This is a genomic window from Mesorhizobium sp. WSM4847, from assembly GCF_055811335.1.
Map to the genome: position 1 here is coordinate 331,587 of NZ_JBVVPY010000006.1, position 24,588 is coordinate 356,174.

General features: G+C 62.0%; 25 protein-coding genes, 1 tRNA gene and 1 pseudogene. 13 read left to right on the forward strand and 14 right to left on the reverse strand.

Features of this window, described 5'->3' with window-relative positions; genetic code table 11:
• Nucleotides 1-12 precede the first annotated feature (12 nt).
• Nucleotides 13-89, forward strand: a tRNA-Arg gene (locus AC0L28_RS11600).
• Between the two features lie 94 nt (nt 90-183).
• On the opposite strand, the gene AC0L28_RS11605 is transcribed toward AC0L28_RS11600, so the two are convergent.
• On the reverse strand, nt 184-606 hold the full coding sequence (locus tag AC0L28_RS11605; protein WP_023800637.1) for a YidB family protein: 423 nt from the start codon (nt 604-606) through the stop codon (nt 184-186).
• Between the two features lie 171 nt (nt 607-777).
• Between AC0L28_RS11605 and AC0L28_RS11610 the strand changes: the two genes are divergently transcribed.
• From AC0L28_RS11610 to AC0L28_RS11625, 4 genes are all read left to right on the forward strand, one after another.
• Nucleotides 778-1,167 carry a DUF982 domain-containing protein gene (locus AC0L28_RS11610; protein WP_473477460.1) on the forward strand — a complete coding sequence of 130 codons (390 nt, stop codon included), beginning with the start codon at nt 778-780 and terminating at the stop codon, nt 1,165-1,167.
• Between the two features lie 499 nt (nt 1,168-1,666).
• The gene (locus tag AC0L28_RS11615) at nt 1,667-1,966 is read left to right on the forward strand and encodes a DUF1236 domain-containing protein (protein ID WP_023800634.1); all 300 of its coding nucleotides are present in this window, start codon (nt 1,667-1,669) and stop codon (nt 1,964-1,966) included.
• A 68-nt stretch (nt 1,967-2,034) separates the two neighbouring features.
• Nucleotides 2,035-2,235 (forward strand): hypothetical protein, encoded by a 201-nt coding sequence (locus AC0L28_RS11620; protein WP_023800633.1) that lies wholly within the window; start codon nt 2,035-2,037, stop codon nt 2,233-2,235.
• 14 nt (nt 2,236-2,249) lie between these two features.
• Entirely contained in the window at nt 2,250-2,459 is a 210-nt protein-coding gene (locus AC0L28_RS11625; RefSeq protein ID WP_023800632.1) for a hypothetical protein, read from the forward strand.
• Between the two features lie 93 nt (nt 2,460-2,552).
• Here the strand turns inward: AC0L28_RS11625 and AC0L28_RS11630 are convergent, their stop codons facing one another.
• On the reverse strand, nt 2,553-3,845 hold the full coding sequence (locus tag AC0L28_RS11630) for an Nramp family divalent metal transporter (protein WP_023800631.1): 1,293 nt from the start codon (nt 3,843-3,845) through the stop codon (nt 2,553-2,555).
• A 455-nt stretch (nt 3,846-4,300) separates the two neighbouring features.
• Here AC0L28_RS11630 and AC0L28_RS11635 point away from each other — a divergent pair, with 455 nt between their 5' ends.
• On the forward strand, nt 4,301-5,527 hold the full coding sequence (locus AC0L28_RS11635) for an anion transporter (RefSeq protein WP_023800630.1): 1,227 nt from the start codon (nt 4,301-4,303) through the stop codon (nt 5,525-5,527).
• Between the two features lie 38 nt (nt 5,528-5,565).
• Here the strand turns inward: AC0L28_RS11635 and AC0L28_RS11640 are convergent, their stop codons facing one another.
• The 7 genes and pseudogenes from AC0L28_RS11640 to AC0L28_RS11670 form a co-directional block, all read right to left on the reverse strand.
• On the reverse strand, nt 5,566-5,955 hold the full coding sequence (locus AC0L28_RS11640; RefSeq protein WP_023800629.1) for a YkvA family protein: 390 nt from the start codon (nt 5,953-5,955) through the stop codon (nt 5,566-5,568).
• A 101-nt stretch (nt 5,956-6,056) separates the two neighbouring features.
• Entirely contained in the window at nt 6,057-6,215 is a 159-nt protein-coding gene (locus AC0L28_RS11645) for a hypothetical protein (RefSeq protein WP_473477464.1), read from the reverse strand.
• A gap of 228 nt (nt 6,216-6,443) precedes the next feature.
• A complete protein-coding gene (locus AC0L28_RS11650; RefSeq protein WP_473477467.1) occupies nt 6,444-6,773 on the reverse strand; it encodes a cupredoxin domain-containing protein in 330 nt (109 codons plus the stop codon).
• A complete protein-coding gene (locus AC0L28_RS11655; RefSeq protein ID WP_473477469.1) occupies nt 6,770-7,294 on the reverse strand; it encodes a DUF4142 domain-containing protein in 525 nt (174 codons plus the stop codon). The genes AC0L28_RS11650 and AC0L28_RS11655 overlap by 4 nt, the downstream gene beginning before the upstream one ends.
• Before the next feature lie 98 nt (nt 7,295-7,392).
• Nucleotides 7,393-8,044, reverse strand: a pseudogene (locus AC0L28_RS11660) (RNA polymerase sigma factor).
• 132 nt (nt 8,045-8,176) lie between these two features.
• Nucleotides 8,177-9,265, reverse strand: coding sequence for an HPP family protein (locus AC0L28_RS11665; protein WP_473477470.1), 1,089 nt, complete (start codon nt 9,263-9,265; stop codon nt 8,177-8,179).
• 263 nt (nt 9,266-9,528) lie between these two features.
• Complete coding sequence (locus tag AC0L28_RS11670; protein ID WP_473477472.1) at nt 9,529-10,695, reverse strand: cystathionine beta-lyase; 1,167 nt, start codon at nt 10,693-10,695, stop codon at nt 9,529-9,531.
• Nucleotides 10,696-11,124: 429 nt separating this feature from the next.
• Here AC0L28_RS11670 and AC0L28_RS11675 point away from each other — a divergent pair, with 429 nt between their 5' ends.
• The 5 genes from AC0L28_RS11675 to AC0L28_RS11695 all read left to right on the forward strand — a co-directional run bounded on the left by AC0L28_RS11675 (nt 11,125) and on the right by AC0L28_RS11695 (nt 16,181).
• Nucleotides 11,125-12,153, forward strand: a complete 1,029-nt coding sequence (locus tag AC0L28_RS11675; RefSeq protein WP_023800623.1) for an amino acid ABC transporter substrate-binding protein — start codon at nt 11,125-11,127, stop codon at nt 12,151-12,153.
• A 63-nt stretch (nt 12,154-12,216) separates the two neighbouring features.
• On the forward strand, nt 12,217-13,404 hold the full coding sequence (locus AC0L28_RS11680; RefSeq protein WP_023800622.1) for an amino acid ABC transporter permease: 1,188 nt from the start codon (nt 12,217-12,219) through the stop codon (nt 13,402-13,404).
• A 4-nt stretch (nt 13,405-13,408) separates the two neighbouring features.
• Nucleotides 13,409-14,566: an amino acid ABC transporter permease gene (locus AC0L28_RS11685; protein WP_027155356.1), complete on the forward strand. Its 1,158-nt coding sequence runs from the start codon at nt 13,409-13,411 to the stop codon at nt 14,564-14,566.
• Between the two features lie 21 nt (nt 14,567-14,587).
• Nucleotides 14,588-15,391 carry an amino acid ABC transporter ATP-binding protein gene (locus tag AC0L28_RS11690; RefSeq protein WP_023800620.1) on the forward strand — a complete coding sequence of 268 codons (804 nt, stop codon included), beginning with the start codon at nt 14,588-14,590 and terminating at the stop codon, nt 15,389-15,391.
• A gap of 103 nt (nt 15,392-15,494) precedes the next feature.
• Nucleotides 15,495-16,181, forward strand: coding sequence for a TIGR02117 family protein (locus tag AC0L28_RS11695; RefSeq protein ID WP_198032847.1), 687 nt, complete (start codon nt 15,495-15,497; stop codon nt 16,179-16,181).
• Nucleotides 16,182-16,418: 237 nt separating this feature from the next.
• Here the strand turns inward: AC0L28_RS11695 and AC0L28_RS11700 are convergent, their stop codons facing one another.
• Both AC0L28_RS11700 and AC0L28_RS11705 read right to left on the reverse strand, forming a co-directional pair.
• Nucleotides 16,419-17,645: an FAD-dependent monooxygenase gene (locus tag AC0L28_RS11700; RefSeq protein WP_473477477.1), complete on the reverse strand. Its 1,227-nt coding sequence runs from the start codon at nt 17,643-17,645 to the stop codon at nt 16,419-16,421.
• 15 nt (nt 17,646-17,660) lie between these two features.
• On the reverse strand, nt 17,661-17,906 hold the full coding sequence (locus tag AC0L28_RS11705) for a zinc-finger domain-containing protein (protein ID WP_473477480.1): 246 nt from the start codon (nt 17,904-17,906) through the stop codon (nt 17,661-17,663).
• A gap of 318 nt (nt 17,907-18,224) precedes the next feature.
• Here AC0L28_RS11705 and AC0L28_RS11710 point away from each other — a divergent pair, with 318 nt between their 5' ends.
• Nucleotides 18,225-20,426 (forward strand): RNA degradosome polyphosphate kinase, encoded by a 2,202-nt coding sequence (locus AC0L28_RS11710; protein ID WP_128172779.1) that lies wholly within the window; start codon nt 18,225-18,227, stop codon nt 20,424-20,426.
• The gene (gene ppx, locus AC0L28_RS11715; protein WP_419696646.1) at nt 20,426-21,961 is read left to right on the forward strand and encodes an exopolyphosphatase; all 1,536 of its coding nucleotides are present in this window, start codon (nt 20,426-20,428) and stop codon (nt 21,959-21,961) included. The genes AC0L28_RS11710 and ppx overlap by 1 nt, the downstream gene beginning before the upstream one ends.
• A gap of 45 nt (nt 21,962-22,006) precedes the next feature.
• Here the strand turns inward: ppx and AC0L28_RS11720 are convergent, their stop codons facing one another.
• From AC0L28_RS11720 to fumC, 3 genes are all read right to left on the reverse strand, one after another.
• Nucleotides 22,007-22,429 (reverse strand): DoxX family protein, encoded by a 423-nt coding sequence (locus AC0L28_RS11720; protein WP_128169204.1) that lies wholly within the window; start codon nt 22,427-22,429, stop codon nt 22,007-22,009.
• A gap of 151 nt (nt 22,430-22,580) precedes the next feature.
• Nucleotides 22,581-23,015 carry a DoxX family protein gene (locus tag AC0L28_RS11725; protein ID WP_473477483.1) on the reverse strand — a complete coding sequence of 145 codons (435 nt, stop codon included), beginning with the start codon at nt 23,013-23,015 and terminating at the stop codon, nt 22,581-22,583.
• A gap of 123 nt (nt 23,016-23,138) precedes the next feature.
• Nucleotides 23,139-24,536: a class II fumarate hydratase gene (gene fumC, locus AC0L28_RS11730; protein WP_473477485.1), complete on the reverse strand. Its 1,398-nt coding sequence runs from the start codon at nt 24,534-24,536 to the stop codon at nt 23,139-23,141.
• Between the last annotated feature and the right edge of the window lie 52 nt (nt 24,537-24,588).

Genomic DNA, 24,588 nt, shown 5'->3' on the forward strand with positions numbered 1-24,588 from the left:
GCGTCGGCCAGCGGTCCCGTAGCTCAGCTGGATAGAGCACCGGCCTTCTAAGCCGATGGTCACAGGTTCGAATCCTGTCGGGATCGCCAGCATTCTCAGGGTCCATTCTGGGCTAGTATCGGCGATGCGCTGATCGGCCCGCGTCCTCGCCCGGAGGCGCGGGCTTTCATTTTCAGCCTGGTGCTAAGTGCGACTAGCTCCAGGTGCCTCGTCGAGGAGATTTGGACCTTTACTCACAGGCATCTGGCCGTCGGGAGTAAGCTTGTCCACTGCGTCGGGCAGTTCACTTGTGAGCCGGTCGAGAAGTTCCTCGCGGGACAATCCGGTTTGCTCGGCGAGATCGCTCAACGTTTGCGGGTCGATCGCTTTCTCGACTTGGTCGCGCTGAACGGGGCGATTCGATCCTGTACCAACCCAAGAATCGACTTGATCGCCCGCACCCGCATTCCTGAGACGCTCCAGGATGTCGCCGAGCCCGCCGGTGGAGCCAGCGTTTTTGGCATCTGTCGAGTTCCTACCGGCGATTAACTCGCCGATCTTGTCCCTATTCTTGTAGGCAAGCAGGCCAAGCAAGGCTATGGCGACTTTTCCTATGTCAAGGCTCATTTCGCACCTCCTTCCATGAAGAACGGACAAGGCATGCGGCTTTGAAAGGTTCCACGGTATTTGCTGCTGGGCTGGTTTTCAGTTCGGTTAAGGACGATGGGGCTTCCCGGTCGAATCCAGGCAGGACTTCAGCGCGGGCGCCGCCGAAACGATCAAGGCTATCGGACGTGCGTGTTCAGCCTCGATCGTTTCGGACAGCGGCGCTCTGAATTCACAACCATCAACCACTGCCTTGTCTTTGCGTTTAGCCGCCTTCAATCCCGGCGAGCTTTAAAAATGACGGCGTTCACCCCGATTTCAATCACCTTGAATGGCAAAGCGATGGCGATCGCGTCGATAGCCGACGCTGCGAAAGCGCTGAAGCAACCATGGCCATCCATGGATAAGCCGTCCCGACTTGAAGCGATCCGAATGTTCGAGGAGTGCCTGGCCGGACATTGCAGTCATCAAGCTGCGTTCGCTGCTTTCGAGGCGGCCGCATCTGAACAGGGCCTTCTTGAGCAAAAGCCTCCAAGCGCAGGCCTCAGGAAATTCGACGGGGTTGCCGAAGACCTGATGTGAGGTGATGCTGCCCTCGCGACCTTGAACCGCTGACAGGCCTCGCTCGGGTGGACTTGGGCGTGATTGTGGACCACCCGCCAAATGAGGAATGGCGGGTGGTCCTTATCAGCGGCGGAAGGGACGTAGCTGCGCAGATCTCAGTTCGTTCTTGGTCCAATCGTCAAAGTCCGGCCGGTTCCCTGGCCAACGACCGTTTGCCAGGAACGTGATGGAGACGGCGAAGACCGCGGCGAGTAACCAGCGGGCTTGGTGGACGCCATTCTCCATCGGCTTGCGTGAGCTGACAGCTAGCAACTGCTACGAGCAGCCGCAGTTCCAGGTGGCGCGGTGTCCGGGCTATTACGCGAAAACAGGTGAGACTTAGGTCCCGTCTCGAATCAGACCGAAGCCCAACCAAGGAACGTTTGCGGCTGCCTGAGGTTTGGTGAACCTGGCGCGAAGACGATGCCGTTCAGCGCAATAGAGCTCACATAATAGAGCTCACATAAAGGAGGCACTTATGAGTATGCGTCTTTCCACTGCAGCCGCTGGGTTTCTGTTGCTGGCCGGTATCGGCGCCGCTGCCGCTCAGGACGTAGTCATCGAGCCTGAACAGGAGACCGTCATCAGGGAATATGTCAAAAAGCAGCCGCTGGCATCGGTGAAAATCCCTGGAGTGGAGCTCAATATCGGCTCAACCTTGCCCGAAACCGTCGAACTTCATGAAGTCCCCGACACAAAATACCGTTACGTGGTGGTCGACAACCGGACCGTTGTGGTTGACCCGGGCACGCGCAAGATCATCAAAGTCATCGAATGAGCTAAGCGACTGGACCCGCCGTGCCGAAAGGTGCGGCGGGAAGTCGAGCGACGAGGAATGTGATCACCATGTCGAACCGTGAGATTGGAGCGTCGCAGGCGCTGCGAATACGCGTGGCTGACCTCGCTGAGAGGATGCGCGGCGCCCGGATTACCGAAAACGAACTGAAGACCTTTCGAAAGGTCGCAGCAGTCCTGGAGGACGGCAAGGGCAGAATCGATGCCGACGATTTGATTGCCGCATCCTTCGTCGTCGATCCGCCGGACTGACAAGAAGTGCTGCAATGTCCCTGTCTCCCAGCCTATTCTCTGTTGGCCTGACTTTCCAATGCCCGCAGTGCAACTTCACCGTCATCAAGAACGGCAGGTGGTTTCAGGTCGTTTCCCATTACAAGTGCGAGGGATGCGGACGCGAGATCCGCATCACCTATCCCGACAAGATCGCGATCTTCCAGAAGCACGCGCACTTGGCCATGCCGCCGGGAGCGCGGTAGCTGTGGCAGATGTGCAGACCAACTTCTTCATTGCCAACCCCACATTGAAAGTGAGCTCGAATTGCCGGGCATGAGCGCGAGCGTAATGGTGACCTAGATAAACCAGGTCGCCACCAGCCCCATAGACGCGGAAAAGATTGCGATCGTAGTAGCCCACCCCAGGGCGTTGGTTGTCCGGCTGTTGACCTTGTCTCCCATGATCCGCGGGTTGTTCGTCATCAGCATGATGAGAAGAAGCAGTGGCGGCGTGGAAAAGCCCTGCACGATACCGGACCAGACGAGCGCCTTCATTGGGTTGAAACCCAGGAAATTCAGGCCAACAGCAATCAGCGTGAAGGCGCCGATCGCGATATAGAACTTTGGCGCCTCACGCGGCTTGGCATGAAGGCTGTGCTCCCACCCGACCGCCTGCGCCAGATCGTATGCGGCACCTGTCGTCATGACCGGAACGGCAAGGAACCCGACCCCGATCACGCCGGCAGCGAACAGTACGCCGGCGGCTGCACCAGCGAGCGGCTTGAGAGCTTCGGCTGCTTGAGCGGCGGTCTCGACGTCGTGCTCACCGGCTTCATAGAGCGTAGACCCTGTCGACAGGATGATGAAGTACATGATGAGGTTGGAAAAAATCATGCCGATCAGGATATCGCGGCGGGAGCGGCGCAGTTCACCGTCCGTGGCGCCCTTGCGCTTCCTCAGCGTCGTTCTCCCCTCGGCAATCTCTTCCTCCACCTCCTCATTCGACTGCCAGGTGTAGAGATAGGCTGAAAGGGTGGTGCCGATGATGGCCACCAGAATGGACAGGAACTCGCGGCTGAACTGGATTTTTGGAACAAGGGTTCCCCACAGCACGGCTGCCGCATCCGGCTTCGCCATGATGGCCGAGCCGACATAGGCAAGCAGGGCCAGCGCGAGCCAGCGGAAGATGTTGCGTATGAGCTTGTAAGAGCCCCAAAGCTGGAGAGCAAAGATAGCGGCCGCGACTACAACCACAATGAGGGGAATCGGAACAGGAAGGAAGATGTTGATGGATGCAGCCATGCCGCCGAGATCGGCGGCTGCTTCGATCGTGTTGCCGATCAGCACGCCCACCAGGACAGCCCAGAGCAGCCATCGGGGATAGAAGTCCTTGATCGCATGAAAGAGGCCGCGGCCCGAAACCTGTCCAAGCTTCGACGAGAGATACACGACCGTGTACATCATCGGCAGCGTTACAGGAGCGGTCCAAAGCAGGTCCGGGCCAAAGCGCGCGCCGGCACTTGCATAGGTGCCGATCGCCGAGCAATCGTCGTCGGCGGCGCCGGTGATAAGGCCGAGTCCAAGTGCTCGCCCTATGCCGTCCTTCTTGTCTTCCCGTGGTGAAGTGGAGTTACGATCGCGCTGCGTCATTGCGGCCACGCCGCGCAAAGAGCGTCACGCGCAAGCACGAGAAAAACGTCGCGAGCAATTATCCTATAAATGTACTGCAGCACGGGAGTGGGTCTCATACCGGCAAACCTCTACCGCCGTTCCAACTCCGCAATCGGCTGCTTGTTCCCCGCGTCAGCCGAGTGTTCAGGGCATGATAGAGCCCACGATTTCGATGAGCTTGGGCGTCTTCCAAACCTTTCATCTTTTGACGGAACCCTACCCGGCGTTTTACGAGATATTCTGCCCGTGTGATTGTCTGTTGGCCGATGTGCGCCAATGGTTCGACGGCGCGCGCGTCACATCAATCTTTGATGTTGCCAAAAGGCTCGCTCGATCGGATTGAGTTCGGGTGAGTATGGCGGCAGGAATCACAGCTTGCGCCGGCTGCCCTTAGGGCGTGGGGCAGGGCGGATCTGAACGGGGCTTTTCCACGAATGACTTTGATGGGCGCGGCGGCACTGCTGATCCTGATCCTGACCTATGCCGGCGTCGCCGTCGGCAGGTTCCCCGGCTTGCGCCTCGACCGGGCAGGCATCGCGCTGCTCGGCGGTGCGGCGATGATCGCCATCGGCGCACTCAGCCTGGAGGACGCATACCGCGCCATCAGTTTCGACACGATCACGCTGTTGCTCGGCATGATGATCGTCGTGGCGCATCTGAAAGTCTCGGGCGCATTCCGTGCGCTCGGCGCCATTGCCATCGAGCATGCGCATGCGCCGTTCATGCTGCTTGTGATGGTGACGCTGCTGACCGGGGTGCTGTCGGCGTTTCTGGTCAACGACGCGATCTGCCTGGTCATGGCGCCGATCGTCGTCCACGTCACCCGCGTCATCAACCGAAACCCTGTCCCCTATCTGATCGCCACCGCTACGGCGTCGAATTGCGGCAGTGTCGCCACCATCACCGGCAACCCGCAGAATATGGTCATCGGCGCGCTGTCGGGGATTTCCTATCCGGCCTTTTCGGCGGCCCTGGCGCCGGTCGCGCTGTTCGGCCTCGTCGCCGTCGTCGTCATCGTGCGCATCGTCTATCGCGCCGAGTTCGCGCGCAAGGCCGAACTCAGCCCCGAAGTCTATCGCGGCCGCATGTTGCCGGGCCAGGTACTCAAGGCGGTGGTCGTCTGCATCGGACTGGCGATCGCCTTCTTTGCCGGCGTTCCGGTCGCCAAGGCGGCGCTCATCGGCGGGGCCATTCTTCTCGTGACCCGTGCCATAAAGCCGGCGCGCATCTACCGCGAGATCGACGGGCCGTTGCTGTTCATGTTCGCCGGCCTGTTCATCGTCGTCGCCGGCGCCGAGAAGACGCTGCTCACGCCCGACATCATAGCCTCGGCAAAAGGCCTCGGGCTGGACGACGTCTGGCGGCTGTCCGGCTTCACCGCGGTGCTGTCCAACATCATGAGCAATGTTCCGGCTGTGCTGGCGCTGCGGCCGTTCATACCCGGCCTGGAAGACCCCGAGCGCGCCTGGCTGGTCGTCGCCATGAGCTCGACGCTGGCCGGCAATTTCACGCTGCTCGGTTCAGTCGCCAATCTGATCGTCGCCGAGTACGCGCGGGTCTCCGGCACACCACTGTCGTTCGCCGCCTTCTTCAAGGTCGGCCTACCGCTGACGCTGGTCACGCTGCTTGCCGGGACGGCGTGGCTGGCACTTGGGTTTTAGCAGCAGGCAAGGCTGCTTCAGGTGCAGGCCTGGTCGGACTATTTGGCGTGCGTGGGCCAGAACGCCCAGATCAGCAAAGCTGCCAAAGCCAGCCAGAGCGCCACGACAATGAACATCCCCATCCTGCTTTGCGGCTGTTTTTCGAGCGCGGCAGCCCGCGCCCTAAATTCGGCCATCAGCGACGGCGCAACAAGCCTTATGGCCAGGACTACGCCGAGCGGAACGATGATCAGATCGTCGATATAGCCGAGCACCGGAATGAAGTCGGGGATGAGGTCGATGGGGGAAAGCGCATAGGCGGCCACGATCCCGGCAACGAACTTCGCAAACCAGGGCACCCGAGGGTCGCGCGCGGCGAGCCACAGGGCGACGACATCAAGCTTGATGTCGCGCGCCCGGCGCTTTGCGGCTTCCAGCCAGGCTTTCATAGCGCTATTTTAGCACAGATTGTCGTCCGCCTGCATCCGAGCGGTTGCCGGTCGCGCAAAATCAGACCGTCCATAGCGCGTCCCAAAGGGCGCGCGGCGCTTTAACACTCCGACGATTCGGTGCTGCTCGGCGGCTTCGCGCCCGAAACATAGGCGTCGAGAAAGTCCTGCGAGGCGACATCGTCGGCGAGGCTCCTCAGCTTTTCGGCCGCGGCCGCCCCCAAAATCGCCTCGACGCGCCGGTTGGCCTCGACCCACACGACATATGCCTGCTGGTATCGCGCTTTTCCGAGGGCGTCAGCACAGCATGTTTCGTTCGCCGATCATGGGCATCCTGGCGGACCTCGACCAGACCGTCGCGCTGTGGGAAACGCCGCCCCCACCGCCCTGTTCGCCGCGACGCAGACCGGCGAGCCGGCGCCTCGCTACCAGGCGGCTTGACGCCGCCCGACCGCCCTTGCGCGCGCAGGGCGGTCCCGCTGGCATGGCTAGGGCGACGTCACCGTCAGATGGCCTTTCATGTTGGGGTGGAAGCGGCAGAAATAGTCGAACGCTTCCGCCTTCTGAAGGGCCATGCTCGCTGATGTCTTCGGCGGGATAACCACCTCCCAGCCGCCTTTGACGGTCGCCGTGTGGGCGAACACGTCCTTGTTGACCCACTCTATCGTATCGCCGACCTGCGCCGCGATGCTTGCGGGCGAAAATACAAGCTTCTCGATCGTCACCTCAATCGTTTCGGCCTTGGCTGGTGCGGCAGCAATACTCAACGCCATTGCAATCCACAGATGCCGTTTCGACACCGTCGGTGCTGTTCTCATTTCAGCATGCCGGCGACATGTTCGGCATGCTGTTCATGGCCCTGGAATAGCTTCAGGCCGGTCTCCAGCAGGCTCTTCAGTTTGGCATTCTCGGCCGAGGGGATCAGCAGAGTTTCGAGCGCGCCGTTGACCTGCTTGTGATAGGCAACCTCGTTGTCGACATAGGCCTTGTCGAACGCGGTGCCGTCGAGCTTGGCGAGCTTCGCCCGTTCCTCGGCCGCCGCCTTGGTTAGCGCCTTGCTGGTGGCGTTGTCCTCTGGCGTGACGTTGAGCTTCTTGACCAGGTCAAGCGCCTGTTTGTTCACGGCTTCATGGTCTCGCACCATGTCTTTGGCGAAATCGAGAATCTCCTTGTTCTTCGATTTCTTCAGTGCTTGCATGGCCGCCTCGACGTCAAGCACGCCGGCTGTGTAGGCGATGTGCGCGATCTGCGGGTCGCTCGGCTTGTCGGAGGCTTGCGCCGACGTCGCTGCGCTGAGCAGGAAAAGCGCGGCCAGTGCGGTGGTCGATCGAATAAACATGACGTTCTCCTTCGCCGGATGCGGTTGGCTCCGGGCATTTTCAGTTGACGATGATTGGATGCCGGAAGGGAGCAAACGTTCCCGGGAATTCGGGAAAATCAGTCTGTAAAGCCAAGCCGCTGCATCACCGCGGCGGTCAGCCGTTCACACCGGCGGCCGGCGAAGGGGAAGGCATCGAGCAGCACCGGGCCGATCTGATCGGCCAGCGCCTTGCGCACGAGGGCGCGGGCGCGGTGCAGCCGGGTCTTGACGGTTTCGGGCCGCACATCAAGCAATTCGGCGGTCTCGTTTATGCTGAGACCTTCGATCACCCGCGCCACGAATACTGTCCGGTAGACATCGGGAAGGCGATCGGTCGCCCGTTCGACAAGCTCGAGGATCTGCCGTTGCGCCATCATCCGCTCCGGATCGTCGCTGGGATTGAGGGGGGAACTTGATGATTTCGGCTTGTAGATTTTGCGGCATCGCTACCGTTCGCCGCCTTTTGCGCAAACGCCCAAGCGCCTCGTTGATGACGATGCGCGACAGCCATGTGGCGAGAGAGGATTCGCCGCGAAAATCCCCGAGCTGGGCAAAGGCCCTGACATAGGCCTCCTGCACGATGTCTTCAGCCTCGCTGTCGTTGCGGACGACGCTGCGGGCGATACGATAGAGTCGCTGGTTGTGCATTTTGATAATCGTGTGGAAGGCTCCGCCCTCGCGCGCCAGCGCACGGCCGACAAGCTGCATCTCGCCAGATGCGGCGGGCATGACGGTCGCAGATATGGCCGGTTTCCTCATCGCGAGCCAATCTCATGACCGGAAGCAAATCCTCCGATCGAAACATTGGACGGGCTAACCGCGAAAAGGTTCCCGAACATTTTTCCCGGCGGCCGGCACCGCTTACGCTGCCGCTTCCGCCAACGCCTTGTCGCCAGCTTGCGCGCGTGCCGTTGCGGCCAGCAGATCGGTCTGCGTGAGGAGGCCGAGGATGTGCTGGTTGTCGTCTACGATGACGACGGCGTGGCTGCGGCCGTCGGTAAGCACCGGCAGGAGGCCCATGGCCGGCGCGCTCGCCGAGGCAGTCGCCACGGCCTTTGTCACGCTTTTCACCGCTTGCGCCGCCCGCGCCAGTTCGCGCAGTCCGACGGCGCCGATAAGCTTGGCCTCCGCGTCGACGACCGGCAGCATCCGGATATTGTGATCGAGCAGCAGATGACGCGCCTCGTCGGCATCAGCATGCTCGTCCACGGCAATCACGTCGCGCGACATGATATCCTCGCACAGCAAGGTCCGGTGCGTGCGCACCATCGCCTGTAACTCCACCTGCCGCAGTAGCCGTTCGAGATCGTTGCGGTCGATGTCGAACGTCTCCTCCAAAGCGCCGAGCGCAGCATCGATGTCCTCGGGCCGGAAGCCGATACGCTCCTGCGCCGGTGGATCGATGGTGCCGTGGCTGTTCTTTGACGCAGCGGTGGTACCATACGGGTAGGTCCGTCGCGTCAGCTTGTGAAAACCGTATCCGAGCGCCACCAGCACGATCGAGTTCAATGCCACCGGCACGAACGGAAACAGGAAGCCGGCGTCGATGACGGCCGGGCCGCCGAACACCGCGGTCAGAGCCGCCGCGCCGCCTGGTGGATGCAGGCAGCGTGTGAACGACATTGCGGCGATGGCCAACGATACCGCAATGCCCACCACAAGGACGGGCTCATGTATGAAACGCGCCACAATCACGCCGACGAGCGCCGATATGGTGTTGCCGCCGATGATCGACCAGGGTTGCGCCAACGGGCTCGCCGGCACTGCGAACAAAAGCACGGCCGAGGCACCCATCGGCGCCACGAGCAGCGGCACATGCGGGCCGCTGCCGAGCACGAGGCCACCGATCGCGCCGGTCAGCGCAATGCCGATCGTCGCACCGAAACAGGCGATCATGCGCTCGCGCAGTGTCGCGCCGGCCAGTATGGGAGAAAAAAGACGAAAGGCCATGGGTGCTCTGGGGTTTATCCCACTCTGGGGTGATCCCCGAGGAGTGTTGAACTTTGAAACGTCTTGCAATGACGCCAGACTGCTGAATTCGAAAGCCAAACCAATCCGAGAAATAGCGGATTTGGGAAATATTGTTGCGCGACGCGGGTAGATCAGGCGAGGTCCGGCCGCCAGCCGGAGCAGCTACACAGCGTGATCCGGCTAGTCTTTTCAAGAGGTTGAGCGCGTTTTCTGAATCGGTTTTGGAGGCTCGCTACCGTAGCTCAACCCGCCGCCGCAGTGAGGCCGCGCGCCAGATCGGCCTTCAAATCCTCGACATCCTCAAGCCCGATCTGCAGGCGGATGAGCGGGCCATCATAAGGACCCTTGGCGACGACGCGGTCGCCGAGCAAGACCGGCACAGCAAGGCTCTCATAACCGCCCCAGGAATAGCCGAGGCCGAATATCCTGAGCGCGTCGAGGAAGGCATGCTGCTGTTTCTGGCCGCCGCCCTTGAGCACGATCGAAAAAATGCCGCTCGAGCCGCAGAAGTCCCGTTTCCAGAGATCGTGATCGGGGTGGCTGGCAAGCGCTGGATGCAGCACACGCGCCACGCCCGGCTGGCTTTCCAGCCAGCCGGCGATGGCCAGGGCGCTGCGCTGATGGTGGTCGAGGCGCACACCCATGGTGCGCAGGCCGCGCAGCACCTGATAGACATCGTCCGGCCCGGCGCAGCAGCCCATCGTGTAAAATGTCTCGCAAAGCTGTTTCCAGCAGGCCTTGTTGGCCGACGCCGTGCCGAGCAGCACGTCGGAATGGCCGGCCGGATATTTCGTCGCCGCATGGATCGAGATGTCGACGCCGTGGTCGAGCGGGCGGAAGTAGAGCGGCGTCGCCCAGGTGTTGTCCATCATCACGATCGCACCTGCGGCGTGTGCCGCGCTGGAAATGGCCGGTATGTCCTGCACCTCGAAAGTGTTGGAGGCCGGCGATTCGGTGAACACGACCCTGGTGTTGCGCCTGATCAGCGCCGATATGCCGGCACCGACATGCGGATCGTAGTACTCGACCTCGACGCCCAGCCGTTTCAGCATCGTGTCGGCGAAATTGCGGGTTGGGTGATAGACGGAATCGACAATCAGGACATGGTCGCCCGCCGACAGGAAGGCGAGCAGCGGCACTGTCACCGCCACCAGGCCGGAGGGCACCACAATCGTACCGGCCGAGCCTTCCAGTCCGTCGATGGCGCTGGCAAGCGCGTCGGTGGTCGGCGTGCCGCGCGTGCCGTAGGTGTATTTCTGGCCGCGTGCCGCCATAGTCGCCGCGTTGGGAAAGAGCACGGTCGAGGCATGCACGACCGGCGGGTTGATGAAGCCGAAATAGTCATGCGGATTGTTGCCCGAGTGGGCAAGCCGCGTGTTGATGCCCATTTCATTGCCGTCTTTTGCCATTGCGCTTCGCCTCTGATGAAGCGCTAGCCATAGTGCGGCGGCATTGGCCGCGCAACCGTTCGCCAACCGCCAGCCGGCGGACTGGTTGTGCCAATCGCTCCGATGGCTTTCCGGCGCGGCGCTGCCTCCCCGAAGACGGATTTTAGAAGCCAACTCCGATTCGCGTTGGCCGGACCTCGCAGTTGCTGGCTAATTTTCGGGCGCGTTTGTCTGCAATTCAGGCATTTGCGGCAAATGGTTTGAAACTCTTTGGGTTTCGGTCATTTTCCTTGACCTCACTGTGATAATCGCCTTCGATGCAGTTCGTGAATGGGAGGCAGCGCGTCGGTTGCGATGCGGGTTCCGGTAATGGGCCGGAACGGGAAGCTGCGTTCACACGGAAAAAAAAGTCAGGTTCGCCTGAAAAAAACAGAAAAGGGTCTGTGGGTTATGAAACACATTGCAATCGGCATTCTGGGCGCCGCCGCGCTTGGATTGGTGGCTTCGGCCGCGTCGGCGGCCACGCTCGACGACGTCAAGGCCAAGGGCTTCATCCAATGCGGCGTGTCGACCGGTCTGGCCGGCTTCTCGGCGCCGGACGACAAGGGCGACTGGCAAGGCATCGATGCGGACTTCTGCCGCGCTGTCGCGGCCGCCGTGTTCGGCGATGGCACCAAGGTCAAGTTCACGCCGCTCAGTGCCAAGGAACGCTTCACCGCACTGCAGTCAGGCGAGATCGACGTTCTGTCGCGCAACACCACCTGGACCATCAACCGCGATACTGCGCTTGGTCTGAACTTCGTCGGTGTCACCTATTATGACGGACAGGGCTTCATGATCAACGCCAAGAAGCTGCCGGGGGTGAATTCCGCGCTGCAGCTTTCGGGCGCGGCGGTCTGCGTGCAGAGCGGCACCACGACCGAACTCAACCTCGCCGACTACTTCAAGACGAACAAGATGGAGTACAGCCCGGTCGTATTCGAACAGCTGTCAGAGGTCGACGCGGCCTATGACGCCGGCCGTTGCGATGTCTACACCACCGACCAATCAGGTCTCTACGGCATCCGGCTGACGCTGGGCGCGCCCGCCGACCACGTCGTGCTGCCTGAGATCATCTCCAAGGAGCCGCTCGGACCGGCCGTGCGCCAGGGCGACGACCAGTGGTACCACATCGTCAAGTGGACCTATTTTGCGCTGCTGCAGGCAGAGGAACTCGGCATCACCAAGGCCAATGTCGAGGAAATGAAGGCCTCGGACAATCCCGAGATCAAGCGCGTGCTCGGCCAGGAGGCCGATACCAAGATCGGCACCGATCTCGGTGTCTCCAACGACTGGGTCGTCAACATCGTCAAGACCGTCGGCAATTACGGCGAAATGTTCGAACGCAATGTCGGGTCGGGCAGCCCGCTGAAGATCGCGCGCGGCATCAACGCGCTGTGGACCAAGGGCGGTCTGCAATACTCTCCGCCGATCCGCTGATCGAAATGTGATCCGGGAGGCAGATCGTCTGCCTCCCGGTTTCTCTTTCCAGGGGATGGTCGAATGGCATCGCAGGAAATTCTTCGCGAGGAGCCAAGCCGCGGCTCCTTCATCAATGATCCAAAGGTCCGCGGCATAGTCTTCCAGGCGGTGGTCGTCATCGTGCTGGTTGCGTTGGTCTGGTGGATCGTCCAAAACACCATCGACAATCTGACGCGCCTGCGCATTGCGTCAGGCTTCGGCTTCCTCAGGGGTCGCGCCGGCTTCGACATCAGTGACAGCGCCATCGCCTATTCGTCGGATTCGACCTATGGCCGCGCCATCGTGGTCGGCTTTATCAACACCCTCATCGTTGCCGCCGCCGGCATCGTCACCGCCACCATCATCGGCTTTATCCTCGGCGTCGGCCGGCTTTCGCACAACTGGCTGATCCGCAAGATCTGCATGGTCTATGTCGAGGTCTTTCGCAACATCCCGCCGTTGCTGGTCATCTTCTTCTGGTATTCCGGCGTGCTTTCGGTGCTGCCGCCGCCGCGCGAAAGCATCAATTTGCCGTTCAGCTCCTTTCTCAACCAACGCGGTTTTTATTTTCCACGCGCCGTGTGGGGCGAAGGCTCCTGGCTGATCCTGGTTGCTTTGCTTCTCGGCATCGCCATGGCGTGGTTCGTCGCCCGCAAGGCGCGTCAGCGGCAGATGGCGACCGGCCAGCAATTCCCTGTGTTCTGGACATCGGCGGCTTTGATCATCGGCTTGCCGTTGCTGGCCTACGCGCTCAGCGGCTTCCCGCTGAGCTTCGATTATCCAAAGCAATCGACCTTCAACCTGACTGGCGGCTTTCAGGTCAAACCGGAGTTCCTGTCGCTCTACCTGGCGCTGTCCTTCTATACGGCGGCCTTCATCGCCGAAATCGTGCGGGCCGGCATCATGGGCGTCAATAAGGGTCAGACCGAGGCAGCTGGTGCGCTCGGGCTGCGGCCGGGATCGATCCTGCGGCTTGTCGTCATTCCGCAAGCTATGCGGATCGTCATTCCGCCGCTGACCAGCCAATATCTGAACCTGACCAAGAACTCGTCCCTGGCCATCGCCATCGGCTACCCGGATCTGACGGCGACGACCGGCACGGTGCTGAACCAGACCGGTCAGGCTATCGAGTGCGTGCTGATCATGATGGTGGTCTATCTCGCACTCAGCCTGTTGACGTCGGCGGTCATGAACGTGGTCAACGCCAGAATGGCGCTGGTGGAGAGGTAGCGACATGCAGGAGCACGATCTTTCCTTCGTCCGCGTCGAAATGGCGCTGGCACAGTCGGCGCCTGCAAGCGAGCGCGGCCTGGGCGCCTGGATACGCAAGAACCTGATTGCGTCGACCGGTGACACGATCCTGACCATCATCGGCATCGTGCTGGTCGCGATGATCCTGCCGCAACTGATCAGCTGGGCCTTCATCAACGCCCAATGGACCGGCGCGGACCGTACCTTTTGCGCCACGGCGGCACAGGGCGGCGTCCAGCCGGACGGCTGGTCCGGCGCCTGTTGGGCCTTCGTCAACGCCAAGTTCGGCCAGTTCATGTTCGGCCGCTATCCGATCGATGAGCGCTGGCGGCCGATCCTGGTCGCCATCCTGTTCGTGGCGCTTCTGGTGCCGCTGCTCATCCCGAAGGTGCCGCGCAAGGGGCTGAACGCCATCTTGTTCTTCGGGGCGCTGCCGATCTTTGCCTTCATCCTGCTGGTTGGTGGCGTGTTCGGCCTGCCGCATGTCGAAACCCCGCTATGGGGAGGGCTGCTGGTGACGCTCACCTTGTCCTTCGTCGGTATTGCCGTGTCGCTGCCGCTCGGCATCGTGCTGGCGCTCGGCCGGCGCTCGAAGATGCCGATCGTCAAGATGCTGTGCGTCATCTTCATCGAGACGGTGCGCGGCATCCCGCTGATCACCGTGCTGTTCATGGCCAGCGTCATGCTGCCGCTGTTCCTGCCGGCCGGCGTCAGCTTCGACAAGTTCCTGCGCGCGCTGATCGGTGTTTCGCTGTTTGCCGCTGCCTATATGGCCGAAGTGGTGCGGGGCGGCCTGCAGGCGATCCCCAAGGGCCAGTATGAGGGTGCGGATTCGCTCGGCCTCGGTTACTGGCAGAAAATGGGCCTGATCGTGCTGCCGCAGGCGCTGAAGCTGGTCATTCCCGGCATCGTCAATACCTTCATTGGCATGTTCAAGGACACCAGCCTGGTTTCGATCATCTCGATGTTCGACCTGCTCGGCGTCGTCAAGCAGAATTTTAACGACCCCAACTGGGCAACGCCGCAAACGGCCAGGTCCGGCCTGGTGTTTGCTGCCTTTGTCTTCTGGCTGTTCTGTTTCGGCATGTCGCGCTATTCGATGTTCACGGAACGCCGGCTCGACACCGGCCACAAGCGCTAAGAACAAAAAAGGGAACCTTCCATGACAATAGAAAATGCAGTCAGCGCGGAAGAGATCAAGGTCAATGCCGCCAAGATGCAGGTTTCCACCACCGATGTCGCCATCGACATCATCGCCATGCACAAATGGTACGGCGAATTCCATGTGCTGAAGGACATCAACCTGAAGGTGATGCGCGGCGAGCGCATCGTCATTTGCGGCCCTTCGGGCTCGGGCAAATCGACGATGATCCGCTGCATCAACCGGCTGGAAGAGCACCAGAAGGGCAAGATCATCGTCGACGGCAAGGAATTGACCAACGATCTCAAGAAGATCGACGAGGTGCGCCGCGAGGTCGGCATGGTGTTCCAGCACTTCAACCTGTTCCCGCATTTGACCATCCTGGAAAACTGCACGCTGGCGCCGATCTGGGTGCGCAAGACGCCGAAGAAGCAGGCCGAGGAAATCGCCATGCACTTCCTCACGCGTGTCAAGATTCCGGAACAGGCCAACAAATATCCCGGTCAGCTTTCCGGCGGCCAGCAGCAGCGCGTCGCCATCGCCCGCTCGTTGTGCATGAATCCGCGCATCATGCTGTTCGACGAGCCGACCTCGGCGCTCGATCCCGAAATGATCAAGGAAGTGCTGGAGACGATGGTTGGCCTCGCCGAAGAGGGCATGACCATGCTCTGCGTCACCCACGAGATGGGCTTTGCACGCAAGGTCGCCAACCGGGTGATCTTCATGGACCAGGGCCAGATCGTCGAGCAGAACACGCCAGCCGAGTTCTTCGACAATCCGCGCCACGAGCGCACAAAACTGTTCCTGTCGCAAATCCTGCACTGATTGCTCTCACGCGAATCAAAAGAGCCCGGCCGAAACCCTGCCGGGCTCTTTTGCGTCTGAGCCGTCAGCAGGCGATTGCGCCCCGATTGCGAGGCCGTCCCTCATGAAAAAGCCGTCCCTCGTGAAAAAGCTTGGGCGTTTTCTCGCCATTCTGGTGGTGGCAATCGTGCTTGCCGTGGTTCTGGGCACATTCATTCCACGGCCGCTCTTGCCGGCGGCCGCCGCCGATCCCGCCGCCACCAGGCACGTCCTGGTGCTGAAAAATCCGATCCATACAGATATCGCCATCCCGGTCGATGACGACGTGCGCAAGCGCTTCCATTTCCTGGTCGGTGGCGGCATTCCGGCCGACATGGCTGGGGTCCGCTACATCGTCTTCGGCTGGGGAGGCCGCGCCTTCTATCTGGAGACGCCGACCTGGTCGGAACTGAAGGCGGCGCCGGTGATGAAGGCGCTGACATTGGACGCATCGGTGATGCATGTCGATGTCGCCGGCAACATTATCGAGCCGCACCCCGACGTCGCCGGCTTCGATATCAGCGAGCAGCGTTTTGCAGCGCTGCTCGACTTCATCGCGGCGAGTTTCCAGCAAGGGCCGAACGGTCCGATCCTGATCGAGAATGCCGCTTATTCCAGGTTCGACCGCTTCTACGAAGCCAACGGCCATTTCAATGCGCTGGTTGGCTGCAACACCTGGACAGCGGCGGCTCTGCGTATCGCCGGCCTGCGGACAGGCTGGTGGAATCCGCTGCCGGCCTCACTCGACCTGTCGATGCGGATTTATAATTGATGCTCCGGGTAATCAGCGCCTCATTCCGGCGCGCCCCCTCTGTCCTGCCGGACATCTCCCCCACAAGGAGGCACAATGAGGGAGATATTCAGTTTCGGCGCCGCGCTTCATCCTGCAACGTTGGAGATTGGCGAAAGCCGAGGTGACGGCCGATCTCCCCCCAAGTGGGGAGATGCCAAGTTTTTGGCAAAGAGGGCAGGACAGAGGGGGGCGCTGTCCCGCCAACCGGTCGAGCTTTCATTGCCGATCGCCATCCGGCGGCCGCCAGCCATAGAGCCAGTCGAGATCGGCCGCGAGCTTTTCCGGCGAGCGCCACTTCAGGAACAGGTTGCGCGCGACGGCCACCGGCCCCGCTGCATGCCAGGCGAGCCGGTTGACCGCCCCGCGGCGGGAGACCTTGGCGATGCGCGGGCGGCGCATCTTCTCCCAGGCGGCAAGCGCGCCCCACGGATCGGCGGGCGCGGCAGCCACAAAGCCGGCAAGGGTTGCGGCATCCTCGATCGCCATCGCCGCCCCCTGCGCCGCGAACGGCGTCATTGCATGCGCCGCATCACCGATCAGCGCGATGCCGGCGGGCGTCGTCCATGGCTGTGCCTGGTCGACCGTATGGATCGGCCACGCGGTCCACGGGCCGGCGTCCTCGGCAAGCCGGGCCAGTGCTGCCGCCGTGCCACGCATGGCGCCGAGGAGGATATTGGGGTCGGCGTGGCCCGACCAGCGCTCGGCGATGATCTCGCCCCTGGTGAAGGCAGCCAGGTTGAACGCCGTGCCGTTGCTGACCGGATAGGCGACGAGGTGGAAGCCGGGATGCAGGAAGGTGGTCACGCAATTGGCGGCGTCGACCGCCGCAAGGGCTTCTCCTGCGACACTGTCTGCACTGATCGTAGCGCGCCAGGCAAGCTCGCCCGAAAACCGGCTTTTGGCCGCAAACCCGCCAAAAGCCCGGATCGCCGACCAGACGCCGTCGGCGCCGATCAGCAGAAAGCCGCCGGCTTCGACTGTCTTGCCGGCAATCTCGACTGTTGCCGTGGCATGGCGCGGTCCTGTGGCGATGCCGCCGACGCGCGCGCCGGTGACGAGACTGATGTCCGGCCGTTCGGCAAGGCGCGCCATCAGTGCATCTTGCAGGTCAGCCCGATGAGCGACGAGATAAGGCGCCTGCCAGCGCCTTTCGGCCGCTTCGCCAAGCGGCACCCACGCCAGCTCACGCAGCGTGGCGGCGTCCTTGAGCACGACCGCCTCCGGCCGCACCGCCGCCGGCAACAGCCGGTCGAGCACGCCGAACTGGCGAAGGATGCGCGTCGCGTTGGGTGAGAGCTGGATGCCGGCACCGGCCGCTTCGAGGCGCGGCGCCTGTTCGAACAGCCGCACCAGATAGCCGCGCTCGGAAAACGCCAGTGCCGCGGTCAGTCCGGCGACGCCGGCTCCGGCGATAACGACCTGCCGGGACCGGGTGTCGTCCATCGGATGGCGTGCGCGTCAGGCGGCCTGGTGGATATAGAGGCATCCGGCAGGCTGTGTTTCCGTCGTCTTCAGCTTTGGCGAATAGCGAAAAAGCGTGGAGCAATAGGGGCAGACCTTTTCATTGTCGTCGCCCATGTCGAGAAACACATGCGGATGGTCGAAGGGCGGGTTAGCGCCGGTGCACATGAATTCCTTGACGCCGATGTCGATTGCCGGATAGCCCGCATCGTTCTGGAAATGGGGAATGGAATCGCCTGCCATCGTCGTCTCCTATATTTGCCGCATGACCCCGGATCATGTGCAAAATCATAATTCCACCGCGTCCTTTGCGCGTCCAAAGGACGCGCCGCGCTGTACCTGGATTGCATCTGGATCATAAGCAGTCTCTTTGCAAGATCGATGAAATCAAACTGTCGTAAAAGCCTGTCACAGGATAAGCTAAGCCGGTTAAGGCATGGCCCCGAAACCGAATTCGGTTTTGCTGGGGATCATGCGTAGCTTAAGTGGTGGGAGCGTCCTTTTGCGCGTCCACAACGACGCGCGACGCTGTGGCCAGCGGGTGCGAAACGAGCAGGAACCATGAACGAACTAAAGCCGGTGCAGAGCGAATTCACCACTGTCGAGGTGGCGAGCCCAGAGGGCGGCAATCCGGACCGCTTCGTCAACCGCGAGTTTTCCTGGCTGCAATTCAACCGCCGCGTCCTCGAAGAATCGCTGAACGCCAACCATCCGCTGCTCGAGCGGGTCCGCTTCCTGTCGATTTCGGCCGCCAATCTCGACGAGTTCTTCATGGTCCGTGTCGCCGGTCTCGCCGGCCAGGTTCGCGAAGGCATCACGCTGAAGAGCGCGGACGGCCGCACCCCCGAACAACAGCTGGAACAATTGCTGCGCGAGGTCGAGCGCCTGCAGGAGGACCAGCAGAACAGCCTATCCGCTCTGATACTGCTGCTCGACAAGGAAGGCATCGAGAGCATCAGCCGCGATGGGCTGACCAAGGACGAGAAGACCTGGCTCGAGGATCATTTCCAGGAGCAGGTGTTTCCGGTGCTCACACCGCTGTCGATCGACCCGGCGCATCCGTTCCCGTTCATTCCCAATCTCGGCTTCTCGATGGCGCTGCAGCTGCGCCAACGCAGGAATGGCGAGGAGATGAGCGCGCTGTTGCGTCTGCCGGTGGCGCTGAAGCGCTTCATCCGCTTGCCTGACCGCAAGCATCATGTCCGCTTCATTCCGCTGGAAGAAGCGGTCGGCCTCTATATCGGCAAGCTGTTCCCCGGCTACGAGGTCAAGGGCTCCGGTACGTTCCGCATCATCCGCGACAGTGACATCGAGGTCGAGGAGGAGTCCGAGGATCTCGTGCGCCTGTTCGAGACGGCGCTGAAACGGCGTCGTCGCGGCTCGGTCATCCGCATCGAATTCGACAAGCTGATGCCGGCCGAACTGCGCGAGTTCGTCGCCGGCGAGCTTGGCGTCTCGTCGAGCCGGATCAGCGTGCTCACCGGTCCGCTGGCGCTCAGCCAGATTTCCGAGATCGTCGCCATCGCCCGCGACGATCTCAAATTCAAGCCTTACAATCCGCGCTTTCCCGAACGCATCCGCGAGCACGGCGGCGACTGTTTCGCCGCCATCCGCGAGAAGGACATCATCGTTCATCACCCCTACGAATCCTTCGACGTGGTGGTGCAGTTCCTGCGCCAGGCGATGGCCGATCCGGAAGTGGTGGCGATCAAGCAGACGCTCTATCGCACCTCGAACGACAGCCCGATCGTGCGCGCTTTGGTCGACGCGGCGGAGGCCGGCAAGTCGGTGACCGCGCTGGTCGAGCTCAAGGCGCGTTTCGACGAGGAAGCCAACATCCGCTGGGCGCGCGACCTCGAGCGCGCCGGCGTTCAGGTCGTGTTCGGCTTCCTCGAACTGAAGACCCACGCGAAAATGTCGCTGGTGGTGCGGCGCGAGGACGGCAAGCTGCGCAACTATGTGCATCTCGGCACCGGCAACTACCATCCGGTCACCGCGCGCATCTACACCGACTTGTCCTTCTTCACCACCGCTCCGACAATCGCCCGCGATGTCGCTCAGCTGTTCAATTTTATCACCGGCTACGCCGAGCCGACCGAGGAGATGCGGCTGGCCATCTCGCCGTTCACGCTGCGCAAGCGCATCCTCAAGCACATTTCGGACGAGATTGGCCATGCGCTGGAGGGCAGGCCGGCCCGCATCTGGATGAAGATGAATTCGCTGGTCGACCCGATCATCATCGACGCGCTCTATGACGCCAGCCGCGCCGGCGTCGAGATCGATCTCGTCGTGCGCGGCATCTGCTGCCTGAGGCCCCAAGTGCCGGGCCTGTCGGAAAACATAAGGGTCAAGTCGATCGTCGGCCGCTTCCTCGAACACAGCCGAATCTATTGTTTCGGCAACGGCCATGGACTGCCGTCGGACGGGGCGATCGTCTACATCTCATCGGCCGATTTGATGCCGCGCAATCTCGACCGCCGCGTCGAAACCATGGTGCCGATCACCAATCCAACGGTGCATGAACAAGTCCTCGGTCAGATCATGCTGGGCAACATCATGGACAACCAGCAAAGTTTCGACGTATTGGCTGACGGAACCTCCCGGCGCGCCACGCTCGAGGAGGGCGAGGAACCGTTCAACGCGCAGGAATATTTCATGACCAATCCGAGCCTCTCCGGACGCGGCGATGCGCTGAAATCGCATGCGCCCAAGCGCATCGCGCAGTTCAAGCGCCGCAAGAAAAACGCCGCAGCGACCGGCTGATGATTTCAACGTCCCAGGGCCGGCTTCAGGACCGCCGACCGCTGTCCATCATCGACATCGGGTCGAACTCGATCCGGCTTGTCGTCTATGAGGGGCTGGCGCGCTCGCCAACCACGCTGTTCAACGAAAAGATGCTGGCCGGCCTCGGTCGCGGCATCGTCTCGACCGGAAAGCTCGATCCCGAGGCGGTGACCCGTTCGATGGAGGAGTTTCGGCGTTTCCGTGCGCTGTCCGAGCAGGCCGGCGCCGAGCATATGTATGTGCTGGCGACCGCCGCCGCCCGCGAGGCGGTCAACGGCCCCGATTTCATCCACCGCGCCGAAGATGTGCTCAAGACCGAGGTCCAGGTCCTGAGCGGGCGCCAGGAAGCCCACTATTCCGCGCTTGGCGTCATTTCCGGCTTCCACCCGGCCAACGGCATCGCCGGCGACCTCGGCGGCGGCAGCCTCGAACTGGTCGACGTCGATGGCGAGGCAATCGGCGACGGCATCACGCTGCCGCTGGGCGGTCTGCGCCTGCAGGACATGGCCAAGAACTCGCTGGCCCAGGCGGCAAAGATAGCGCGCGACGAGCTCGCGAAGGCAAAGCTGCTGAAAGGCGGGCAGGGCAGGCCGTTCTATGCGGTCGGCGGCACCTGGCGAAACCTCGCCCGGCTGTACATGGAAATGACCAGCTATCCGCTGAGTGTCATGCATCATTACGAGATCGGCATCGACAGCGCTGCGACCTTCCTCAAGCAGGTCGCCAAGGGTGAGATCGAGAAAATAAAGGGCATCGAAGGAGTCTCGAAGAACCGCCGCTCGCTGCTGCCTTATGGCGCCATCGTGCTGCAGGAGATCATGGCGGCGATGCAGCCGTCCAAGATCATCGTCTCGGCACTTGGCGTGCGCGAGGGCTTTCTCTATTCGCTGCTCGATAAAGCCGAGCAGAAGGCGGATCCGCTGATCTCGGCCTCGGAAGAACTCGCCCGGCTGCGTTCGCGCTCGGTCACCCACGCGCATGAGCTTGTCGAGTGGACGGGCAAGACCTTCGCCGCCTTCGGCATCGAAGAGACGGTCGACGAGGCGCGCTACCGCCAGGCCGCCTGCCTGCTTGCCGACATCGGCTGGCGCGCGCATCCCGAATATCGCGGCAAGCAATCGCTCAACATCATTGCCCACGCCTCCTTCATCGGTGTCGACCATCCCGGCCGCGCCTTCCTGGCGCTGGCCAACGCCTACCGTCATGAGGGCATCTTCAACGAATCGATTGCGCCGGAAATCAAGGCGCTGGCGACGCCGCGCTATATCGAGCGCGCCCGTGTGCTGGCCGCGGTGATGCGCGTCGTTTACCTGCTGACGGCGGCAATGCCTGGGGTCATGCCGCGGCTGAAATGGGAGAGGCGCGGCAATGGCGTGCTGGCGCTGGTGCTGCCGGCGTCGCTGGCCGATCTTTACGGCGAGCGGCCGGCCGGACGACTGGCGCAACTGGCGAGGGTCACCAATCGCCGGCTGGTGCTGGCGGTCGAGGGCGGCCCCACTATGCCAGCCAAGTAATCTGGGTCAGTCAAGTATTCGGCTCAATCCGGCAGCTTGTGTCGGTCAAGTCGTTTCAGCGCCGATCCGAAGCATCCGCCCGTCGATCGAGTAGGCGCCGGCGCCTGCCATTGCCAGCGCCAGAAAACCGCCCGATAGCGCGATGTCCTTCATCAGCATCTGCGAATGCATGAAGGTCAGCGTCGGATCGTCGCCGCCCTGGCCATAGTGGCCGATGAAGCCTGCCGCGATGCAGAAAGCGGCAAGCAGGAGCGCCACGATCGGCGTCTTGAGGCCGACGAGGATGAGCAGTCCGGCGATCATTTCGAACAGGCCCGTCGCCCAGGCTGCGAGTGTCGGCAGCGGCAGGCCAAGGCCGGAAAAATACCCCGATGTGCCGGCAATGTCGGTAAGCGCGTGAAAGCCGGACGGAACGAATAGGGCGGCGAGCAGCAGCCGCGAAAGCAGAAGCAGCGCATTGCGGGGCATTGGTCACCTCCGACGTCGGCGGCGGCTGGCTTCACCCCGACACCTCATCCTAGCAGAAAGTCCGGCCGGCTGATCGACGGGCATAAACCGACAACGAAAAAGGGACGCGGAAAATTCCGCGCCCCTTGCTGCAAGTGGTTCCTGGACTGCTTCAGCCGCGCTTGGCGTCGACCGAATAGGCGCCGGCGCCCGAGGAAGCCAGCACGAGAAAGCCGCCGGCAATCGCCAGGTTCTTCATGAAGCTGATCATCTGCATCTGATCGGCCCAGCTGGTGTGGGCGACCAATCCCGTGGCGACGGTGAAGATTGCCAGCACCCAGGCGGTGATCCGGGTCTGAAAGCCAATGAGGATGGCGAGGCCGCCGAGCAGCTCGAGCAGACCGACGACAATCGCCGTCACGGTCGGCATCGGCAGACCCATGCTGCCGAAGTAACCGGCGGTGCCGGCGATCGCAGTGAGCTTGCCGAAACCGGAAAGCACGAAGATGACCGAAAGCAGGATACGGCCGAGCAGGATGGTGCCTGAGGCGTTGGAAGTGGCGTTGGAAACGGTGCCGGAACCGGCAACGGACGTGTTGGTGGACATGATGGGCTCTCTCCGGGAGGGGTTGTGGTGCCCACCCACATAGAGCAGGGCGACTGTTCACCAAAGATGCAGATCTGGTTACAGATTGTTCACCGCAGTAAAGTTTTTGCGATCAGCGCAAGATCATCCCGGATGCGTCATCTCCTCCGGCCGAACCAGGCGGTCGTAGTCGGCTTCGCTGACCAGCCCGGTGGCAAGCGCTTCCTCACGCAAGGTTGTGCCGTTCTTGTGAGCGGTCTTGGCGATCTTGGCGGCGTTGTCGTAGCCGATGGTCGGCGCCAGTGCTGTCACCAGCATCAGCGAACGGTCGAGGGCGGCCTTGATATTGTCTTCCCGCGCCTCGATGCCGACGACGCAATTGTCGGTGAACGAGATGGAGGCGTCGGCGAGCAGTTGCACCGACTGCAGGAAATTGTAGGCCATCAGCGGGTTGTAGACGTTGAGCTCGAAATGGCCCTGGCTGCCGGCGAAGGTCACGGCCGCATTGTTGCCGAACACCTGGATGCAGACCTGGGTCATCGCCTCGCACTGGGTGGGATTGACCTTGCCCGGCATGATCGACGAACCCGGCTCGTTTTCCGGCAGCGACAGTTCACCAAGGCCGGAGCGCGGGCCGGAGCCGAGCAGACGAATGTCGTTGGCAATCTTGAACAGGGCGCCGGCGCAGGCGTTGATGGCGCCATGCGAGAACACCATGGAATCGTGCGCCGCCAGCGCCTCGAACTTGTTTGGCGCGGTGACGAAGGCGATGCCGGTGATCGCGGCGATGCGATCCGCCACTCTCTCGGCAAAGCCGACCGGCGCGTTGAGGCCGGTGCCAACGGCGGTGCCGCCTTGCGCCAGTTCCTGCAGGCCAGGCAGCGTCATCTCGATGCGTTTGATCGAGGAGGCGACCTGCGCGGCATAGCCTGAGAATTCCTGGCCAAGGGTGAGGGGCGTCGCGTCCTGCGTGTGGGTGCGGCCGATCTTGACGATGTGGGCGAATGCTTTGGTCTTGGCCTCCAGCGCGGCGTGCAAATGCCTGAGCGCCGGAAACAAATCGTGCACGATGCGCTCGGCGCAGGCGATGTGCATGGCCGTCGGATAGGTATCGTTCGACGACTGGCTCATATTGACGTGGTCGTTGGGATGCACCGGTTTCTTCGACCCCATGACACCGCCCAGCAGTTCGATCGCCCGGTTGGAGATCACCTCGTTGGCGTTCATGTTGGATTGCGTGCCCGAGCCGGTCTGCCAGACGACCAGCGGGAAATGATCGTTCAGCTTGCCGTCGATGACTTCCTGAGAGGCTTCGATGATCGCGTTGCCGATGGCCGGGTCGAGCCGCTTCAGCTCCATATTTGTTTCGGCCGCCGCCTGCTTGACGATGCCGAGCGCGCGAACGATCGACGCCGGCTGCTTTTCCCAGCCGATTTTGAAATTGCCCAGCGAACGCTGCGCCTGCGCGCCCCAGTAACGATCGGCGGCGACCTCGATGGGACCGAACGTGTCGGTTTCGGTTCTGGTCTCTGGCGCGCTCACATATTTCTCCGGTCTGTCGAACCCGGCACCGGCGTATCGCGTTGCACAAATG

Coding starts and splice junctions, on each gene's coding strand:
- AC0L28_RS11695 (WP_198032847.1), top strand. CDS start 15,495: ATGAAAAAGCCGTCCCTCGTGAAAAAGCTTGGGCGTTTTCTCGCCATT.
- AC0L28_RS11630 (WP_023800631.1), bottom strand. CDS start 3,845: ATGACGCAGCGCGATCGTAACTCCACTTCACCACGGGAAGACAAGAAG.
- AC0L28_RS11690 (WP_023800620.1), top strand. CDS start 14,588: ATGACAATAGAAAATGCAGTCAGCGCGGAAGAGATCAAGGTCAATGCC.
- AC0L28_RS11605 (WP_023800637.1), bottom strand. CDS start 606: ATGAGCCTTGACATAGGAAAAGTCGCCATAGCCTTGCTTGGCCTGCTT.
- AC0L28_RS11680 (WP_023800622.1), top strand. CDS start 12,217: ATGGCATCGCAGGAAATTCTTCGCGAGGAGCCAAGCCGCGGCTCCTTC.
- AC0L28_RS11700 (WP_473477477.1), bottom strand. CDS start 17,645: ATGGACGACACCCGGTCCCGGCAGGTCGTTATCGCCGGAGCCGGCGTC.
- AC0L28_RS11620 (WP_023800633.1), top strand. CDS start 2,035: ATGTCGAACCGTGAGATTGGAGCGTCGCAGGCGCTGCGAATACGCGTG.
- AC0L28_RS11670 (WP_473477472.1), bottom strand. CDS start 10,695: ATGGCAAAAGACGGCAATGAAATGGGCATCAACACGCGGCTTGCCCAC.
- AC0L28_RS11635 (WP_023800630.1), top strand. CDS start 4,301: ATGACTTTGATGGGCGCGGCGGCACTGCTGATCCTGATCCTGACCTAT.
- AC0L28_RS11675 (WP_023800623.1), top strand. CDS start 11,125: ATGAAACACATTGCAATCGGCATTCTGGGCGCCGCCGCGCTTGGATTG.
- AC0L28_RS11665 (WP_473477470.1), bottom strand. CDS start 9,265: ATGGCCTTTCGTCTTTTTTCTCCCATACTGGCCGGCGCGACACTGCGC.
- AC0L28_RS11710 (WP_128172779.1), top strand. CDS start 18,225: ATGAACGAACTAAAGCCGGTGCAGAGCGAATTCACCACTGTCGAGGTG.
- AC0L28_RS11650 (WP_473477467.1), bottom strand. CDS start 6,773: ATGAGAACAGCACCGACGGTGTCGAAACGGCATCTGTGGATTGCAATG.
- AC0L28_RS11640 (WP_023800629.1), bottom strand. CDS start 5,955: ATGAAAGCCTGGCTGGAAGCCGCAAAGCGCCGGGCGCGCGACATCAAG.
- AC0L28_RS11725 (WP_473477483.1), bottom strand. CDS start 23,015: ATGTCCACCAACACGTCCGTTGCCGGTTCCGGCACCGTTTCCAACGCC.
- AC0L28_RS11625 (WP_023800632.1), top strand. CDS start 2,250: ATGTCCCTGTCTCCCAGCCTATTCTCTGTTGGCCTGACTTTCCAATGC.
- AC0L28_RS11685 (WP_027155356.1), top strand. CDS start 13,409: ATGCAGGAGCACGATCTTTCCTTCGTCCGCGTCGAAATGGCGCTGGCA.
- AC0L28_RS11615 (WP_023800634.1), top strand. CDS start 1,667: ATGAGTATGCGTCTTTCCACTGCAGCCGCTGGGTTTCTGTTGCTGGCC.
- AC0L28_RS11655 (WP_473477469.1), bottom strand. CDS start 7,294: ATGTTTATTCGATCGACCACCGCACTGGCCGCGCTTTTCCTGCTCAGC.
- ppx (WP_419696646.1), top strand. CDS start 20,426: ATGATTTCAACGTCCCAGGGCCGGCTTCAGGACCGCCGACCGCTGTCC.
- AC0L28_RS11705 (WP_473477480.1), bottom strand. CDS start 17,906: ATGGCAGGCGATTCCATTCCCCATTTCCAGAACGATGCGGGCTATCCG.
- AC0L28_RS11720 (WP_128169204.1), bottom strand. CDS start 22,429: ATGCCCCGCAATGCGCTGCTTCTGCTTTCGCGGCTGCTGCTCGCCGCC.